Raw genomic sequence first — 17,970 nt, 5'->3', positions numbered from 1 at the left:
GCAAGCAACATCTCCCAACCGCTTGCCACTCAAGGCTTGCTGGTTGTTTTCCGTTGCCGTATCTCTCAGCGACTTGTATTATGATACACGTCTTTTCCTCATATGTCAACACCTTTTTCTAAAAAAATCAAAAAAGAGATTGTCCGTCGCCAGGCGTTCGACAATCTCTTCCCTACACGCCACAATCAGGGCGCAGGTTTCACTATGATATTGACAGGAAGATTCGATGCCCCTGGCGGCGAGTAATAAAACCATACCGATTGGTCACCGGGATAGATGCCTAAGTCAGACAGCTCCGTTCTCTTGACGAGTATATCATCGCCTGGAGCCAGCCGGGACAGCAGTTCTTTCGATATTTCCAATATAGCAGCACCGAAGAACGGTGCCTTCGCTGGTACCGGCAGTAGTTTCTGTTCCGCCGTCTCAGTCACAGCTCGTATCGCGCCTGCATATACACCGCCCAATGGTGACAGGAAGTACTGCACAGGCTGGTTCCCCTTGATAGGTATATGGATACGGTAGACGACACCATAATTCCCCTCATTGCTCACCTTGCTGCCATCAGTCGCATCGATGCCGTCGCGGAACTTGTCGCGCTCATCATCGGCCACCCGGAAATACATGACGCCATCCTTCGCCGGATCATAGCGTTTCGTCACAGTCAACTGCCGGTTCATCCCCGTAAAGGTTCCACGCAGCCGCATCTCATCCTTGGGCAGGATTGGCAGTTCATATGCCGCCTGCAGCGGATCAGCATCCTCCCCAACCATGAGCACCGACACCTCCACAGGATGCAAAGCCTGGAAATCGTACATGCCCGCCACAAGCTCATCCGGCTTCAATACCACTTCAGCCATCGAGTCCTGCAATAAGCGGCGGCCGTCCCGCGTCAATACCAGCGTCTCATCCATCGACGCTGCAAAATAATCCAGCTGCACCGTCTTGCCGACAAAAAGGTAATCCTTGCTCGGCGCACCGCTGCCGCCCCGGGTCACTTTGACGATGTTCACCCCATCGTATTTATTGCGCAGCACGACTGCCAGCTTTTTCGGCACATCGGTATTGTTCAGATGATAGTAAAATACCCGTGCATCACCTGCCACCGTGTCACGATACAGCACGCCATCCTGTTTTACATATTCAGGACTGTCCGAAAATAGCAGTGTACCGCCCTCATCCCTGCTCTCGGTCGGCAGCTCATGCATCACGCAGGGTTCCTTGCCCCACACCTCACTGCCCATGGAAGCCGGTCTTGTTGATGCCTTATTCAGGATGGTGTCTATCCGCTCTTTGATGTTCATTTCCTGTTGCCCCACTTCATGGCTGGATGCAGAAACCGGCTGCAGCTGGCAGCTGGTCATAGCGACAGCCAGCACACATGCAGCCAGCAATTTCTTTGCTGGCATCCGCTTGACAACTCTCAGCTTCAATGTTGCTTCACTCCTAACTTCGTCATGACCGCCGCTTTCCAAAGGCGCAACTTGAACTCCGTAAGCCCAAAACGCGGATGCGGGATATTCACACGCTGCAACAGATAGGGATTCGTGGCAAAGGTGTTGAGCCCGGCATCGCCTGTCACGGCTGTCAGATACTCATTTTCTGCCAGCATTCCCGGCATCGCATCAGTATAGGCCCCATTCGGGTAGGAAAAGCTGAATACAGTACGGATGCCATTCCACTCCATCAGGAGCTTCGATAAGCGCATCTCCTCAGCCTGCTTCTCTGGATCAAGATGTGTGAGCGGCTGATGGTTAGCCGTATGGCTGCCGATCTCAATGCCGCGGTCCTGCATATCCCGCAGCTGATCCCAGCTCAGGTAATTCGGCCGGCCGATATCATTGGTCACCATATAGACCACAGCCTTCATGCCACGCTCCTCAAGCATCGGCAGCATCGTCGTATAGTTATCCTCATAGCCGTCATCAAACGTAAGGATGATAGGCTTGTCCGGCAGCTCCAGCTTGCCCTTCTTCGCCTTCATGAATTCCAGCATGGTAATCGTCGTATAGCCCTGCTGCTGCAAATAGTCCAGCTGCTGGCGGAACTCCTCCGGCGGCACGTTATACGCCCAGCCTTCGCCATTATCCGCATCATTGACCATATGATATTCGAGCACCGGCACTCCGTCCGGCATCGGCGTCAGGGCCAGCCAGCCAGCAAAAGCCAACAGCAGCGCCCCCGCCACCAGTAGTATTCGTTTGAAGTATTTCAACAGATTATCCTTTCTCTCATCACAGCTGGGCAGCTGGCAATTCCTCTGCCAGCTCGCGCAGCTTCCGCATCCGATGATTCATCCCCGACTTGCTGACTCCCAGCATATCCGCCAGCTCAGCCAGACTCGCATCGGGATGTGCGAGGCGCTGCTCCGCAGTCTGTCGCAACTTCTTAGGCAGTCGCGGAATGACCTCGGCCGCCTGCAGCCTGCGGATAGCCTCAAGCTGCCGCCCTGCAGCATCCACAGTCTTCTGCAGGTTGGCCGTCTCACAGTTCACCAGCCGGTTCACCTGTTCGCGGACCTCCTTGACATTGCGGGCCACCTCAAAAGCTTCTACCGCCTCATCAGCCTGGATCATCGCCAGGAAGTCCATGACCGCATCGCCTTCCTTGAGGTACACAACGTAGTCATCCTTCCGGTCGATGAACCCCACAGGGAAATCCATGCGTTTCAGAAGCGTATAGAGCAATTTCCCCAAGCTGTAGCTGCCGGTCACGAGCTCCAGATGATAGCTGGCCTCCGGACGGTTCACGCTGCCCCCGCCTTGGAAAGCGCCGCGCAAGTAAGCTACGCGGCAGCAATTCTTTTTGAGGATAGCCATGTCCGTATCCATATTGAGGCTGTCATCATGCAGGAAGCCCAAAGTCTCCAGCAAGCCGGCAACATCTGGCGACGGCACCACACGCACCGTATAATTGTTGTTCTTGTTCAATTGGCGTGCACGGCGCACAGTGATCTCCGTGCGTATGCCGCCGCCCTCGCTCTTCAGCAGCTGCAGCGTCTTGCGCGCTACGGCCGCATTCTTGGTCGTGAAATTCAGGCCAAAGGTGCGGCGCAGGCCAAAGGTTATCGTCGCCCCCATGCGCAAGAGCGCCGCCAGCTCCGCCGTGCGGCAGCAGCTGCGGTCATAGCTCAGTCGTGCCAATTCATTCTTTACTTCCGTCGCAAATGACGGCATAGCGTCTCACTCCTCCGCCTGTTCTCTACTCAAAGCCCTTCATAGCGCTAGGCTGCAGGCGGTAAACCATCTTCATGACGCTGCGGCAGAGCTTGTCCGGATCATGGCGGATAACGTCTGATTCATTGATGATATCTGCCTTGACAAAACCGATGCCCAGCGCATTGATGGCCTCCTCATCGACCTCGACGGGATAGGCCCCTTTTTCGGCATAATATGCCTGCATCTCCGACGAGATCGGATGACTGTTGACCAGCATGTAGTCGATGACCCCCTTGCCGCCATGATCGATGATGGCCTTGGCGTGCATCGAAGCCGTATAGCCATCCGTCTCTCCCGGCTGGGTCATCACGTTGCAGATATAGATCTTCACCGCCTTGCTCTTGCGCAAGGCCTCAGCCACACCACTGACCAAGAGGTTCGGCATGATGCTCGTATAGAGACTGCCTGGGCCAAGGATGATTGCATCGGCCGCAGTCAGGGCAGCCAGTGCAGACTGCACCGGCTGCGGATTCTCTGGGAACAAGCGCACGCGATGGATGCGCTTCTGCACCTCGGGGATATGTGACTCGCCCTCGACCACCGTGCCATCCTCCATGATAGCGTCAAGCCGTACATGCTCCTTCGAAGCAGGCAGAACCTGCCCCTTGACAGCTAAAACCTTCGAGGATTCCTGCAAGGCCTTCTCGACATCGCCAGTCACCTCATTCATCGCCGCGATGAACAGGTTGCCAAAGCTATGTCCAGCCAGCTCGCTCTTGCCGCGGAAGCGGTACTGGAACAACTTCTCCATCAAGGGCTCGGTATCAGCCAGCGCCACCAGGCAGTTGCGCAGGTCCCCCGGCGGAATGATGCCCAGCTCCTCACGCAGGCGGCCCGACGAGCCGCCATCATCGGCTACGGTCACCACCGCCGTGACGTTGCTGGTCGCGGACTTGATGCCGCGCAGCAAGACCGACAGGCCATGACCACCGCCGACCACCGTCACAGTCGGTCCCTTGCCCAGACGGCGTTTCTCATAGATGATATCCACGAGACGCTCCGAATTGTCCGGCAGCAGCACCGTGATGACCGAGCGGATGACAAACTTCGTCGCTACCAGCATCAGTGCTGCCCCCAGTATCACCACGGTTATGCCGATAAGTGTAGAAAACGTGTAATTGTAGCTGCCCTTCCAGAGATAGACCGCGCGGAAAATCGCTTCTTCGATGTAGTCGAGGTATTTATAGTTGAAAATCAGCGCCAAGCCCAAGCTCACCAGCATGACACCTGCCGAGAACAGCAGCAGCCAGCGCTTGAACTTCATGCCCGGATAGAGCCATTTCAATAAATGCATCTTCCCTTAACACTCCTCACGCACATGTTCATGAACATCATTCTTCATGAGGTCGCGATGCTCGAGTTTCACTGGGTACTTCTTAGCACTCAAGCGTTCATAGATATGCTTGGCGATGAACACGCTGCGGTGCATGCCGCCCGTGCAGCCCACGGCAATGACCAGCTGGCTCTTGCCCTCCTTGACATACTGCGGCACGAGGAAATCGATCATGCCGTCAAGACGCTCGATGAATTCCTGCGTAACAGGCCATTTGGCTATATACTCTGCCACCTCTGGCACCGCCCCGCTCTTATGCCGCATCGTCTCGATATAGAATGGATTCGGCAGGAAACGCACGTCGAGCACCATGTCGGCATCCAGCGGCATGCCAAACTTGAACCCGAACGACAAGACATTGATATTCATCTGCTCACCTTCGGTGTTGCCGAACAGACGATGGATCTTGTCGCGAAGCTCCACCTTCTTGAGTTCTGAGGTATCGATGATATAGGTAGCTTTGGCCCTGGCCGGTGCCAGGCGTTCGCGTTCCTTGGCGATCCCCTCCGAAATACGCGAGGAAGGGGCCATTGGATGACGGCGCCGCGTCTCCTTGTACCGGCGGATGATGACTGGATCGGACGCATCCATGAACAGCATCTCATACGACACATCGTCGCGATCCATATCGTCAAGAGTGTGGATGAACGTATCGAAGAACTCGCGGCTGCGCGTATCGACAACAAGCACCACTTTGCCGACATGGCCGCCTGCATGCTTGCAGAGTTCGACAAATTTCGGGATGAAGACCGGCGGCAGATTGTCGATGACGAAATAGCCCAGATCCTCCATATAGCGACAGGCCTGTGTCTTGCCGCCGCCCGACATGCCCGTGACAATGACAAAACGGAAGTCATCCTTTTTCGGCTGCACGAGTTCAGCCTCCATTTCATTCTCCATGATTTCACCTTCTATAAAAAAATATCGTTATATTCTACCTGTCAGTCCTGCGGGATGACATAGCGATAGATCGCCGCCGCAAAACCGTCCGCCTCGCAGTCCGTCGTCTCATAATCACAGACCGCCTTGACCGCTGGCACTGCATTGCCCATAGCGATCGCCTTTCCGGCGGCCTTGAGCATCGGCAGGTCGTTGTCTGCATCGCCGATAGCCATCGTATCCTCTATCGCGATAGCGAGCCGGCTGGCCAGATTGCGGATGCCGGCCGCCTTGCTCACACCAGCATTGATGATTTCCGCATAGTTGGCATTGGAGCGCACAGGTGCGATCACATCGCCAAACGCCGCCCGCAGCTCCGCGATACGGGCATCGGTCTCCGCTGCACAGCTTGACACCGACAGCACCTTGCACACCTCATCCGTGTGCTGTTTGAGGCCATCCCAGCCCACAGCATGGCCCTGTATCTTCTGCGAAGCCTCATAAGCCTTGGCATTCTCATCGTATTCTGCATAATAGAGCTCATCCTTGCTGTACGTCTGCAAGTACCAGCCCCTGTCACGGCAGAAATCCACCACGCGGCAGACAAGCTCGGGATCCAGGAAGCTGCTGTACAGCACCTCACCACCCACAGTCTTTATGAGCGCACCGTTATACGTGATGATCGGCACATCGACGCCCAGTGCCTTCGCTACCGGCAGGGCCGCCTTGTACATGCGTCCCGTCGCGATCGTCACCGTGACGCCAGCCTTGACAGCCGCCTGTGCTGCCTCTATATTCGCGGCCGATACCTGCTGTCCGCCCGGCAGCAGCGTACCGTCCAGATCCGTTACAAAAAGTTTTACTGACATAATTTCTCCTCCTCAACAGCGGGGAATCCATCAATCCTATTTTCTCACATTGAGCGGAAAATGCAAGTAGGCAGAACCCTCTTGAAAAAACCGTACTTATATAAGATAATAAGATTACTAACATACGCAAAATACGTGTCAGAAAGGACGTTTCATATGTCTAAGCAGCCAATCACGCATCAGTGCAGCTTCTGCAAGCGCACGATCAAAGTCCATGATCAATACGATATGCCGATCTATGACCCGAATACCGGCTTTGCCATCTGCAAGAACTGTGTGCGCGAAATCAATCACTTCCTCGACGAGCACGACGCCGCCACCCAGCAGGAAGAGCATAAGGAATTCGCCGGCCAGCTCGACGATATCCTGGCCAAGAACAAGCCACATATCATCAAGCAGTATCTTGACGAATACATCATCAACCAGGACCGCGCCAAGAAGATCCTCTCCGTCGCGGTCTACAACCATTATAAACGCATGAAGTACGGCTATCAGAACGACGATGGCACCGAAATCGAGAAATCCAACGTTATCATGCTCGGCCCCTCCGGCTGCGGCAAGACGGCACTGCTCTCGCATCTGTCCAAGCTCCTCGACATCCCGTTTGCCGTAACGGACGCTTCGAGCCTCACCGAGGCCGGCTTTGTCGGTGCCGATGTAGAAGTCGCCGTGCGCAACCTCTACTATGCCGCCGACAAGGACATCGAGAAGGCCGAACACGGTATCATCTACCTCGACGAGTTCGATAAGATTGCCCGTAAATCCGGCGCCAACAACTCCATCACAGCCGACCCTGGCCACGAAGGCGTCCAGCAGGCGCTCTTGAAGATGCTCGAAGGTAACGTCGTCGAGTTCACTTCCCGCGGCCAGCGCAAGCATCCCGAGGCGCCGACCATCAAAGTCGACACCAAGAACATCCTGTTCATCGTCGGCGGTGCCTTTGTCGGCATCGATGAAGTCATCGGCAAGCGCCTGTCCAAATCCTCCTCGATCGGCTTCGGTGCCGAGGTGCAGGGCAAGGACGACAAGCCGAAATTCGATGAGCTCATCCATAAGGTCCGTCCGGAAGACCTCATGCAGTACGGCATCATCCCGGAAATCATCGGCCGCCTGCCGGTCATCTGCACCCTCGAAACCCTCGACGAAGACGCGCTGCTGCGCATCCTGACCGAGCCCAAAAACGCTCCCGTCAAGCAGTATGAGAAACTGCTGGCGATGGACAACGTCCAGCTCGAATTCGAGGAAGATGCCCTGCGTGCTGTCGCCAAGAAAGCCATCGAACGCAAGACTGGTGCCCGCTCCCTCAAAGGCATCATCGAGGATGTCATGCTCGACATCATGTTCGACATCCCGAAATCCGAGGAGCCGCGCAAAGTCATCATCACTAGGGACTGCATCGAAAGCGGCGCCAAGCCCAACATCGAAAAACTCAACAAATAAAAACATGCAAAAAGCCTTCCCGCGGGAAGGCTTTTCTTGTACGCCGATAGCATCAGATATCCATCGACGTGATATTTTCCTGTTTCATAAACTGCGATAGCTTGTAGATGCCCGCCATGACTTCCTGATAGTTCTCCGGTGTCAGTGACTGCGGGCCATCCGAAAGCGCCTTGGCCGGATTCGGATGCACCTCCATCATGAGGCCATCAGCGCCGGCAGCGATAGCTGCAAACGCCATCGGCTTCACCATGCGCCATTTGCCCGTGCCGTGGCTCGGATCGACGATGATCGGCAGATGCGAAAGGTGCTTGACCGCTGCCACAGCACTGAGGTCGAGGGTATTGCGCGTATACGTCTCATAAGTGCGGATGCCGCGTTCACAGAGAACGACATTCGGATTGCCGGCATTCATGATGTACTCAGCCGCATTGAGCCACTCATCGATAGTTGCCGCCAGGCCGCGTTTCAAAAGGACCGGCTTGCCGCATTTGCCGACTTCCTTCAAGAGCCCGAAGTTCTGCATATTGCGTGCGCCGACCTGAAGCATATCCGCATACTTCACGACGCTTTCGATCGCCTCTACCGTCGTGACCTCCGTAACGACACGCAAACCCGTACGCTCACGCGCCTCGGCCAGATATTTGAGCCCTTCTTCTTCCAGGCCCTGGAAAGAGTACGGTGAGGTACGCGGCTTATAAGCACCGCCGCGCAGGAACTGAGCACCGGCCGCCTTGACGATATCAGCCGCCTCAAACAGCTGTTCCTTGGACTCGACTGCACAGGGGCCCGCCATGACCACCGGCGTACCATCGCCGATCTTGATGCCGGCGACATCGACAACGCTGTTCTGCGGATGGAATTCACGGCTGGCCAGCTTGAAGCTCTTGGAGATAGCTACGCTCTTCTCCACGCCCGGCATGACATCGATGGCCACATCGGCCACCTTCGTCTTGTCGCCAATGACGCCGACAATCTTCTGCTGGCTGCCCTCCATGACTTTGGCTTCCAGCCCTGCGGCCGTGATCACCTCGATGACACTCTTGATTTCAGCTGCCGTTGCATCTGGGTTCATGATAATAACCATAGATTCTGCCTCTTTTCCTTTAACGTTTATATACACGGTTCATTCCACAGTCAAGACGGGGAATGTCCCAAGATTCTTGAGCCAAATGCTTTTCTTCGCCACAGCCGCGATGGATTCCTGCAAAACATCCACAGCAGCCGTGTACTCAAGGTCAAAAAAGAAAATATACGCCCCAAGCTCTGTGCGCGCAGGCCGCGACTCGATGCGCGTCATATTGATGCCACGCTGGGCAAATTCCTTCAGGACATCGTAAAGCGCACCGGCTTTCTGTCCATCAATCTGGCAGATGATCAGCACCTTTTCCTTCGGCAGGCATTCCGCACCAGTTCCACGGCGCCGCACCTGGAAGAAACGCGTGCAATTCGCCATATTGTCCTGGATCTCGGCCGCAACCGTCGAAAGCCCCGTAAGCTCACCAGCCCGCTTCGTACAAATGGCCGCCCAGCCCGAGGACGCAGGTTCTGCCGCCACGAGCTCTGCTGCGCGCGCCGTGCTGGCAACCTTCACGATCTCCGCCTGGGGATAGTGCTGCTGCAAATAGGCACGGCACTGCGATATCGGCTGCGGATGCGAGAAGATGCGCTTGATTGCAGCGCCATCGCATTTAGCCATCAGCTGGTTGTGCACCGGCCAGATAAGCTCACGCATGACCTCCAAGGATTCACTGCGCGCCAGCGTGTCCAGCGTGATATTGATTGCCCCTTCCAGGGAATTCTCCACAGGAACCAGTGCCGTATCCAGCCTACCCTCCTCGACATCCTGCAGACACGCAAAAAGATCAGGAACCGTCACCAGCTCGCAACGCTGCGGCAGCTGCTCATTCAGATAGCTTGCCGCGGCCTCGCTATGCGTCCCCTTGGGCCCCAGCACCCCCATCGTCTCGCTCATAGCCAACATCCTCCCATCCTGCCTTGCAAAAAGGCCCCGTCCTCCGAAGGACAGGGCCTTGAATGGTATTATGATAACACACAGCCATCATAATCGCAAGCAATATTTAAAACGTTACATGTTTTATGCGCACAGTAAAAACATATGTCTCAAAGACTGTCTTTCAGCTTCAGCAGATCCGGACAGAGATCGCCGATTGAACTCGCAAGATCTTCCTTGGGCTGCAAGATATCAAGCACAGGCTGCATAGTTGCCTTGAATTTCTCATCGTCCTGCATGAGCACGAGGATCGCGCTCGTATTGATGGCATCGGCCAGCGCCGTATGCTGCTCGCCCTCGAATTTATGATCCATCGCCCCGAGCGCATGCTTGAGCGCCAGGCTGTTGTGCAGGCCCAGACGGTCGTCAAACTCCTGCTGCAGGTCAACCCAGCGGCTGTCGAGCCACTGCACATCAAAATCCGGCATCTTGAAGCGGCATTCCTTCTTGAGCTGCTTGATATCCGACATGCTCCAGGAATAGATGCGCGTTTCCTCCTCGCCAATCCAGTCGACGAAATTCTGGAAGCAGATTTCGTAGCTGTCCTTGCCCTCGACCATGGCCTGAGTGATACCCGTCAGATTCGTGATATGCTTCTTGATGGGACCATAAGCGGGTGCCACATAGCACTGGAACTCCGCCTCCTGCTCGAACTTCTCGTTGAGCCGCACTGCACCGAACTCAATGACCTCCTCATTGATCTTGCGGCGCACCTCGCGGAACTCCCGGCTTACCGGATTCATCTCCAAGTCGACGACAACATACTTCATCTGTAACCCCTGCACTTTCTGTACGTTTTCTTCTATCTTCTTATTCTACGTTATCCCGCCATTTTCTTCAATAGGATTCTATGCTATCATAAGATGGAATCGACCACGGAAAGGATTTTTTGCTATGAAAAACTACCGTCTCTATCTGTTTGACTTTGACTATACGCTGGTCAACTCGGAATCTGCCATCCTCAAATGCTTCCACATCACGCTCGACAAGACTGGCTGGCCGCAGCGCGACGATGATACCATCCGCTGCACGATTGGCCTGCCGATGCTCGACGCCATAAAACGCGTCATCGATTCTGACGATGACCGCCAGGCCCGCGAATTCCTCGCTGTCTACAAGCACGAGGCCGACCGCTATATGACGGAGGGCACCCATTTCTTCCCCCATACGGTCAGCACGCTTCAGGCCCTGCGCGCCCGCGGTGCCCGCATCGGCATCATCTCGAGCAAGACGCGCTCACGCATCCAGGAAAAATTCGACCGCGACAATGTGCCGGAGCTCATCGATCACATCATCGGCAGCGACGATGTCAGCGCCCATAAGCCTGACCCCGAAGGGATCAGAAAAGCACTGGCCTGGTTCGACGTACCACCAGCTGACGTACTCTACACCGGCGACAGCTATGTGGACGCTGGTGCTGCCCAGAATGCCGGCGTGGATTTTGCCGCCGTGACCACTGGCACCACATCCTGCGAAACCTTTGCCAAGTATCCACATGTGAAGATCATGCAGGACATCGCCGGATTGCTGGCATAACAAAAGCCTTCCTTGCAGATAAGGAAGGCTTTTCTATACACAAAATTACATCAGCATGCCAACGGCTGCCCCGCGACTGTGATTGTTGAGGCCGCCGAGCGCACCAGCAGACTGCTGGCTGAGGCTCTGCATGCCCTGCTTGATAGCCCAGAGTGCTGCCTGCTCCTGGGTATTCGAGCTGGCGAGATTCACCGACTCCTTGGCAATATCTGCCGAGTCCATCGTCTCTGCCGTAGCCACGAGGTTCTCTTCCTGCGTCGTGTAGTTCGACGACTGGTACGTGAGCCCCTGCTGCGCGGCACCGATATTCGTTGCCTGATCGGTAGCCGCATTCAAAGCGCTGTCTACCTTGTCGAGAGCTGCGCTGATCGATGACGCATCCGTCAGGTCGATCGTGCTCTTGCCCTCACTGTCCGTGAGCCCAAGGCCCTGCGACGTCATGTTGCCCAGGCTGACCGTATTGTACCCGTCAGCCCCAGCCACCGTTATCGACTGGCTGCCATCGAGCAGCTTCTTGCCATTATACGTCACCGACGCATTATCATCGATGGACGAAATGGTCTGCTCAACCGACTTCTGCAAAGCTGCCAGATCCGTGTTGCCATTCGTGCCATTGGCCGCCTCAAGCAGGGTGGAGCGCAGCGAGGACAGGCTGTTGACTGTTTCGTTGACAGCACCGGCTGCCGTCGACAGCATGGAGTTCGCCGTCTGCGTATTGCTGTTCGACTGCGCCACCGCGCCGATATTGGAATACGTGCGCTGGATGATCGCATAGTCAGACGGGCCATACGAGGCACTAGGATACTTGGAACCAGTAGCGATCTTCTGAACACTGCTGCTCTGGGCCGACTGGACCTTATTCAGCGTGTTCAACGAGTGATTGACACCACTCATGATGCCATTGATGCTCATAAGCATCCTCCTTTCTCTTCTTTTCCCAAAACCTTATAGCGAAAGCCCACGATTCTACGCAGGCTTTTCCACTTATATTATAAAAGAAATCTGCCCGTTCCGCAAGAAAAATCATTATCTGCACCGATAAAACCTTGCAAAAAGATAACAATAATGATAAAATAAATGAGTCGATGCGGGTATAGTTCATCGGTAGAATGCCAGCTTCCCAAGCTAGAGAGGTGGGTTCGATTCCCATTACCCGCTCCAGATGAATATCAAGCTACATGGTTTCCATGTAGCTTTTTTACTTGCTTGGAGGTTTTCATCATGTATGCTGCACGTTCTTTCCGCCCCCTGCTTGCCCTTTGCGGTATGGCAGCTGTCCTGTCTTCCCAGCCCATGCCCGCCCAAGCGGCCTCGCCAGCGGCAGTTGCCGCCCAGACACCGGTCAGCAACCGGACCTTGGCCAACCGTCCTGACTTCGCCGCGCAGATGCCCGGCGAAATCAATCCAAAAGCCATCCGTGAGGTACACTGGAAAACCAAGCCCCTCTATGATGTCCCGCTTATGAATGCCGACATCAATCCATCCACCATCACCATCCTCGGGCCAGCCGAAGCCACACAGGAGCAGATGATCGCCTTCATCAAGAAGCACAATGCACACCCGAAACTCAACTGCACCGTAGAAGACATTGTGAACTTCTACTACCAAGAAGCCGGCCGCGAGGGCATACGTCCCGACGTCGCCCTCTGCCAGGCACTCAAGGAAACAGGCTTCTTCAACTATGGTGGCGATGTCGCACCGAACCAGAACAACTTTTGCGGTCTTGGTGCCCTCGGCAACTACCACGAACCGGGACACAGCTTTGCCACACCGCAGCTGGGCGTGCGCGCCCACATCCAGCACCTGCTGGCCTACACCCGCGCCGCGCAGCCGAGCCTGCCGATTGTCGATCCGCGCTACTGGCATGTTGTGCGCAACCGTCCCGACCTCTGCGGCAAAGTGACAAAATGGACAGGACTCAACGGCACCTGGGCTGTTCCCGGCAAGACGTATGGGCAGGATATCCTGCGTCTCTGGCAGCAGGCTCAGGCCCCCGATGCATCCGAGGCGTCACTCCATGCGGCCAACAACAAGATCAAGAAGGCACCAGACGAAGCATCCGCCTACACCTATCGCGGCATCGTCCTCTACAATCGCCATGACTATCAGGCAGCACTGGCAGATTTTTCCCAAGCGCTCCGTTTCGCCCCCAACGCGGGCGACGGCTATTACAACCACGCCTTGGCAGCCACCAAGCTTGGCGATACAAAAACGGCGCAAAAAGATTATGACACCCTGCTGAAAATCTCCCCCAAGCTCACACAGGCCTGGTACAACCGCGGACATCTGCGCTTCGAGAAAAAAGACTATGACGGCGCGATTGCAGATATGATGCAGCTGCTGATGCTCGAAGACCACTCGGCCTTTGCCCGCAATCTCATTGGCGTCGCCCATATCCAGCAGAAGAAATATGCGACAGCTTGGACTGACTTTGCCGCAGCAGCCGCCATCAATTCAGCCGACATGAACATCCTGGCCAACCAGTTCATCATGGAGGCCTGCCTCAAACAGAAATAAGCATCCTGCTATAAGAAAAAGAAGCTTTGAAGAGCATGCGCAATACATGCTGCTTCAGAGCTTCTTTTTTATGCCTTATCTGCGTTTTCATTCATGGCAGGGCTGGCAGTGCCACATCAATACGCGACAGCCAGTACACCCGCTCGCCATCGGCATGCGCCAGCTTATACACCCAAGGATTGGAAGTCGGCACGATCGTATAATCATCAGGAATCCCCATTCTTACCGTCATACCATACGAAGCTTCCTGCTGCTTGCGGACTTCTTCTTGAGCCAGCGACTCCCAGGTATAGCCATCGCTGTCACCCGTATGGACAATCTGCGCCAGACCGCCCCGCTCCACCATATGCGTATCATACAGCGTCGCACTTGGCGGCAGCTCGGATACCAGCTTGATATTCCGCGGCACCGACGAGACCTGCACCAGGATGACCTTATCACGATATATCGTGCCATCCCCGCCAGTTATGGCTGTATGCCGGGGAACAAACGCTACGATATCCACGTAGTCACCATCAAGGGAGCCCTTGACCCACAGATACTTTGTGAAGTCCTGCAAGACCGAAGCTGCCTCCACCGGCGCATTGCGCTGCATCGTGTTTTCAAAATCCTGGCGATCCCTATCCGAACGCCACCACGAATCGCCGCGCGACAGGTCATAAGCCTTGATCTTGCCAGTCTGCAAGGCCTCACGGATCGTATTGTCCGCATCAGCGAACTGTTCCTGCACCTTAGCCACGGCCGCCTTTTCCTTGGCCACTGCTGCTTTCTGGCGGCAGTCATGATACATCTGCTTGACCTCGTCCGTGCCATAACGGCTCGAGGATGCCGCCCGCAGGTCCGCCTCTGCCTCCGCAAACTGGCCACGGCGGTAGCGGCAGACGCCGCGCACATACTCAGCCATGCCCATCATGCCAGGCAGCAGCAGATCGCTGGCGCTGCGGTTGTAGATGGATGTATTGGCATCACGCTCCGCCTGCTCATAATCCCCCAGCAGGAACCGGCAATATGCCCGCCCCGCGTAGCCGCCCAACCGCTCATTGATGTGGATAGCCTTGGTGTAGAGCGTGATGGCCTGCTCATAGTCGCCGGCCGCCCGCAGCTGATTGGCCTGCTCCAAGAATTGTGCCGCACGTTTATTGTCTTCCGGCGTCACCTTGCGGAATACTTTCTGATTCGCCTGGGCTACCGGCAGCTCTGCCACACCAGCCAATGGTGCCATGAGCATCGTGACGGCCAGGACACTGCAAAGAACTCTTCTCATATGATGCCGCCTTACTGCAGACGTGCTGCATACTCAGCCGGGATATCCTTTGCCCCTGGTCTGGCTTCGTGATAAGCGCTGTATTCCATCAGCGCACTATCCTCGGCCCCCTGTGCCCGGAAAATATCTCCTGCGAGTTTATAAGCATACGTATTGGCAGACGATGCCTGCAGCGCCATGTTGCAATCACTCAAAGCGTTGTCCATGTTGCCCATGTCCTTATAGATGATAGCGCGCGCCACATAGCTCGTGCCCAGTTTCGGGTTCATGGCGATAGCCTCATTGGCCAGCTGCAGCGCGGCATCGAATTTGCCCTGCTTGCCCATGACGGTTGCCATACCACTCTTGGCCGACGGATTGTCCGCATCCAGCTTAGCCGAGCGTTTGAATTCCTGCTCTGCCAGGTCCGTAAGGCCCATCTTCAGATACGTTCTGCCGTTTATCGCCTTGTCCTCAGAATCATCCTTTCGGGCAGCCTGCTTCTGGCGCAAGTCGCGGTTGTTCTGCTTGCGCTCCATCTCTTCCTTGAGGTATTCCGCACGCGCGTTGTTCTTCGCATCATTCTCATAAGCGCGCTCAACCAAAGTCTGGAAACGCTGCCCCAAGCCCTTTTCCATCTTCAGCGCATTTTTCAGTGGCTTATAGGCGGGATCATTCGTAAGGAAATCAACCGTGCCATCTGGCAGGGTCTTGAAATTCCAGGACGTAAAGAAACGATTGTCATGGAAGCCCTTGGCGATGCCGCCGGAAATCAAGTATGCCATCTCCTCAGCATCCTGCATACCGTCCGGCTCTGCCGTCAGCAGCAATTCCTTATCGAAGTAGATATCGTTGACATTCTTGACCTCAGTATGGCCAATGCCGTAATTATGCAGCAGTGCAGCCATATCCTTCAATCGTCTGCGCGTATCCGGATGATCACTCGGATTGAAGAAATCGACGACCTGGTCACGATGCTCCGTGTAATAGCTCATGCGTGCCATGGCAGCCGCCGGACCTCCGGGGTTGAAGCCTGCCGAGGCCATAACGAAAAAGCCGTTGCGGTCAGCATCACGCTCATCTGGCACATTGATATTCTTGACGGACAGGAAGCGGATGGTGGCATCCGACAGATTCGCCAGGCTTGCACCGACACCGAAATTAGAGGCATTCAGCGCACTGTTGGCCATGCCCGACATAGCGTTCGCCCAAGTGCTCTTGGCCGCGCTGTTGGCAATATGCTGGTTAAATCCATGGGTCATCTCATGGCCCAGGACTGCTGCGATCATATCCCGGTTATAGCCGCATTTCTGGACAAAACCATCGTAGACGGTGATGAAGTCCGCAAAATCACAGCTGGCATTGAATTCATCATTGGCCACAACCTGCCAACGGAATGGCAGCGAGTTGTTGCGCAGAACATAATCCCCGTTCTCTACCATCTGCTTCATGATGGCATCCGTCATTGCCACTGCCTGCGCATCGACCGACCGTTGCGCCTTATTCTGGCGCATGGCCAGCTCCCGACGGGCATTCTGGACAGTCGGGTTGTCGCCAGCATAAAGGAACTGCGAACGCAAGACATCCGATTGCACTGCCGCGTTGATGACTCCGCCCAGCACATCCCCCCAGCCAAATGCCTGCGCAGTCGGCATGCCGACTGGCATAGGCACCAAAAGTCCCGCTGCCAGCAGTGCCACAGCTAACTTCTTCATCTTTTTCTGTACGATTTTCCTTCCCTGATACATAAATTCCTCCCAAACAATCTCAAAACAAAAAAATTCCGGTAAATATCTCCTAATGCGGAAATATCTAATCCGATTATAAACTTCCACTCAGGAAATTACAATATGTATCACCTGTCTTTGCTGCCGTTCTTTTGCCGTAGCCCGCCACTGTTACAACCTGCCCCGCCGAAATCTGAAGCAGCCGACCAATCCATACCACCAGCATTGAATACAGCTGCAGTTCGTGCTAGGCTAAGACTGACTAAATATACAAGGAGTGGCTGACATGTATTATCTCGGATTTGATGTAGGCGGCAGCAGCATAAAGTATGCCGTGATTGACGAAACTGGCAACTTCCAGCAAAAAGGTTCAACCCCAACCCCCAAAACTCTGCCGGAGTTCTACGACAAACTGCAATCCGTCAAAGACACCATGGCGGGCCAATACACACTGAGCGGTGCCGGCTTCAGCCTGCCCGGGGCTGTCGACGATAAGGATGGCATCATCGGCGGCAGCAGTGCTCTGCCCTATATCCACGATTTCCCAATCCGCGACGCCCTGGCCGCTATGCTCAAATTGCCCATCGCCATGGAGAATGATGCCAACTGCGCCGCTCTCGGCGAGGTTTGGACCGGCGCAGGCCGCGACTATCAGGACGTCGCCTTCTTCGTACTCGGTACCGGCGTCGGCGGAGCCCTCGTCCATAACAAGGAAATCATCCATGGTGCCCACCTGCATGGCGGCGAATTCGGCTACATCTATGTAAACGAGCGCCAAGATATCCTCAGTGAGAGCGGCTGCTCCGGCGCGCTTGTCCGTCAGATTGCCAAGGCTCGCAATATCCCCAGCGACGAACTGGACGGCCGCATCATCTTCCAGATGGCTGAAGAAGGCGACAACGAGGCCCGCCGCTATATCGACGATATGTATGCGCATCTGGCCCGGGCCATCTACGATATCCAGTACATCTTCGATCCCGAGGCCTTCCTGATCGGCGGTGCCATAAGCGCCCGTGCCGATCTGATTCCCGGCATTGAGCAGCATATCGACCGCATCATCCACAATGCCCGCGTCGCCCGCATCCGCCCGACCATCATCGCCTGCCAGCACGGCAACGATGCCAACTTGCTCGGTGCAGTTGCCAATCTGAAACAGAAACTCCAGCGCTGAAACAGAACACCGCCCCTGACAGGACCTAT

Annotated in this window: 16 protein-coding genes and 1 tRNA gene; 5 read left to right on the top strand and 12 right to left on the bottom strand. The window is 55.4% G+C overall.

Annotated features, from left to right (window positions below):
* Positions 1-185: 185 nt before the first annotated feature.
* From BM181_RS13850 to BM181_RS13825, 6 genes are read right to left on the bottom strand one after another with little or no spacing between them, the layout of a single operon-like run.
* The gene (locus BM181_RS13850) at positions 186-1,430 is read right to left on the bottom strand and encodes a hypothetical protein (protein WP_082336336.1); all 1,245 of its coding nucleotides are present in this window, start codon (positions 1,428-1,430) and stop codon (positions 186-188) included.
* On the bottom strand, positions 1,427-2,212 hold the full coding sequence (locus BM181_RS13845) for a polysaccharide deacetylase family protein (protein WP_075445715.1): 786 nt from the start codon (positions 2,210-2,212) through the stop codon (positions 1,427-1,429). Before BM181_RS13845 ends, BM181_RS13850 begins: the two co-directional genes overlap by 4 nt.
* A gap of 19 nt (positions 2,213-2,231) precedes the next feature.
* Positions 2,232-3,173 carry a DNA-binding protein WhiA gene (gene whiA / locus BM181_RS13840; protein ID WP_075445714.1) on the bottom strand — a complete coding sequence of 314 codons (942 nt, stop codon included), beginning with the start codon at positions 3,171-3,173 and terminating at the stop codon, positions 2,232-2,234.
* Between the two features lie 25 nt (positions 3,174-3,198).
* On the bottom strand, positions 3,199-4,509 hold the full coding sequence (locus BM181_RS13835) for a gluconeogenesis factor YvcK family protein (RefSeq protein ID WP_075445713.1): 1,311 nt from the start codon (positions 4,507-4,509) through the stop codon (positions 3,199-3,201).
* A 6-nt stretch (positions 4,510-4,515) separates the two neighbouring features.
* A complete protein-coding gene (rapZ, locus tag BM181_RS13830) occupies positions 4,516-5,448 on the bottom strand; it encodes an RNase adapter RapZ (protein ID WP_082336335.1) in 933 nt (310 codons plus the stop codon).
* Between the two features lie 41 nt (positions 5,449-5,489).
* Positions 5,490-6,296, bottom strand: coding sequence for a Cof-type HAD-IIB family hydrolase (locus BM181_RS13825; protein ID WP_075445712.1), 807 nt, complete (start codon positions 6,294-6,296; stop codon positions 5,490-5,492).
* Between the two features lie 156 nt (positions 6,297-6,452).
* On the opposite strand from BM181_RS13825, the gene clpX reads away from it, so the two are divergent.
* The gene (gene clpX / locus BM181_RS13820; protein WP_075445711.1) at positions 6,453-7,736 is read left to right on the top strand and encodes an ATP-dependent Clp protease ATP-binding subunit ClpX; all 1,284 of its coding nucleotides are present in this window, start codon (positions 6,453-6,455) and stop codon (positions 7,734-7,736) included.
* Between the two features lie 52 nt (positions 7,737-7,788).
* Here the strand turns inward: clpX and aroF are convergent, their stop codons facing one another.
* From aroF to BM181_RS13805, 3 genes are all read right to left on the bottom strand, one after another.
* Positions 7,789-8,820, bottom strand: coding sequence for a 3-deoxy-7-phosphoheptulonate synthase (gene aroF / locus BM181_RS13815; protein WP_075445710.1), 1,032 nt, complete (start codon positions 8,818-8,820; stop codon positions 7,789-7,791).
* Positions 8,821-8,859: 39 nt separating this feature from the next.
* The gene (gene pheA, locus BM181_RS13810; RefSeq protein WP_075445709.1) at positions 8,860-9,708 is read right to left on the bottom strand and encodes a prephenate dehydratase; all 849 of its coding nucleotides are present in this window, start codon (positions 9,706-9,708) and stop codon (positions 8,860-8,862) included.
* A gap of 149 nt (positions 9,709-9,857) precedes the next feature.
* The gene (locus BM181_RS13805) at positions 9,858-10,517 is read right to left on the bottom strand and encodes a 3'-5' exonuclease (RefSeq protein WP_075430884.1); all 660 of its coding nucleotides are present in this window, start codon (positions 10,515-10,517) and stop codon (positions 9,858-9,860) included.
* A 124-nt stretch (positions 10,518-10,641) separates the two neighbouring features.
* On the opposite strand from BM181_RS13805, the gene BM181_RS13800 reads away from it, so the two are divergent.
* Entirely contained in the window at positions 10,642-11,283 is a 642-nt protein-coding gene (locus tag BM181_RS13800; protein WP_075445708.1) for an HAD family hydrolase, read from the top strand.
* Between the two features lie 45 nt (positions 11,284-11,328).
* On the opposite strand, the gene BM181_RS13795 is transcribed toward BM181_RS13800, so the two are convergent.
* The gene (locus BM181_RS13795; RefSeq protein WP_075445707.1) at positions 11,329-12,195 is read right to left on the bottom strand and encodes a flagellin; all 867 of its coding nucleotides are present in this window, start codon (positions 12,193-12,195) and stop codon (positions 11,329-11,331) included.
* Between the two features lie 175 nt (positions 12,196-12,370).
* Between BM181_RS13795 and BM181_RS13790 the strand changes: the two genes are divergently transcribed.
* Together BM181_RS13790 and BM181_RS13785 are read left to right on the top strand one after the other, a co-directional pair.
* Positions 12,371-12,444: transfer RNA gene (locus BM181_RS13790), tRNA-Gly, on the top strand.
* Between the two features lie 60 nt (positions 12,445-12,504).
* The gene (locus tag BM181_RS13785) at positions 12,505-13,800 is read left to right on the top strand and encodes a glucosaminidase domain-containing protein (protein ID WP_075445706.1); all 1,296 of its coding nucleotides are present in this window, start codon (positions 12,505-12,507) and stop codon (positions 13,798-13,800) included.
* A gap of 91 nt (positions 13,801-13,891) precedes the next feature.
* Here the strand turns inward: BM181_RS13785 and BM181_RS13780 are convergent, their stop codons facing one another.
* Together BM181_RS13780 and BM181_RS13775 are read right to left on the bottom strand one after the other, a co-directional pair.
* Entirely contained in the window at positions 13,892-15,064 is a 1,173-nt protein-coding gene (locus tag BM181_RS13780) for a tetratricopeptide repeat protein (RefSeq protein WP_143092212.1), read from the bottom strand.
* 11 nt (positions 15,065-15,075) lie between these two features.
* Entirely contained in the window at positions 15,076-16,791 is a 1,716-nt protein-coding gene (locus BM181_RS13775) for a M48 family metalloprotease (protein ID WP_075445704.1), read from the bottom strand.
* Positions 16,792-17,056: 265 nt separating this feature from the next.
* On the opposite strand from BM181_RS13775, the gene BM181_RS13770 reads away from it, so the two are divergent.
* The gene (locus BM181_RS13770; RefSeq protein WP_075445703.1) at positions 17,057-17,941 is read left to right on the top strand and encodes an ROK family protein; all 885 of its coding nucleotides are present in this window, start codon (positions 17,057-17,059) and stop codon (positions 17,939-17,941) included.
* Positions 17,942-17,970 lie beyond the last annotated feature (29 nt).

Source organism: Pseudoselenomonas ruminantium (genome assembly GCF_900113715.1).
GTDB lineage: Bacteria > Bacillota > Negativicutes > Selenomonadales > Selenomonadaceae > Selenomonas_A > Selenomonas_A caprae.
Note: the sequence above shows the minus strand (reverse complement) of the source record. Positions and strands in the feature narration are given on the sequence as shown.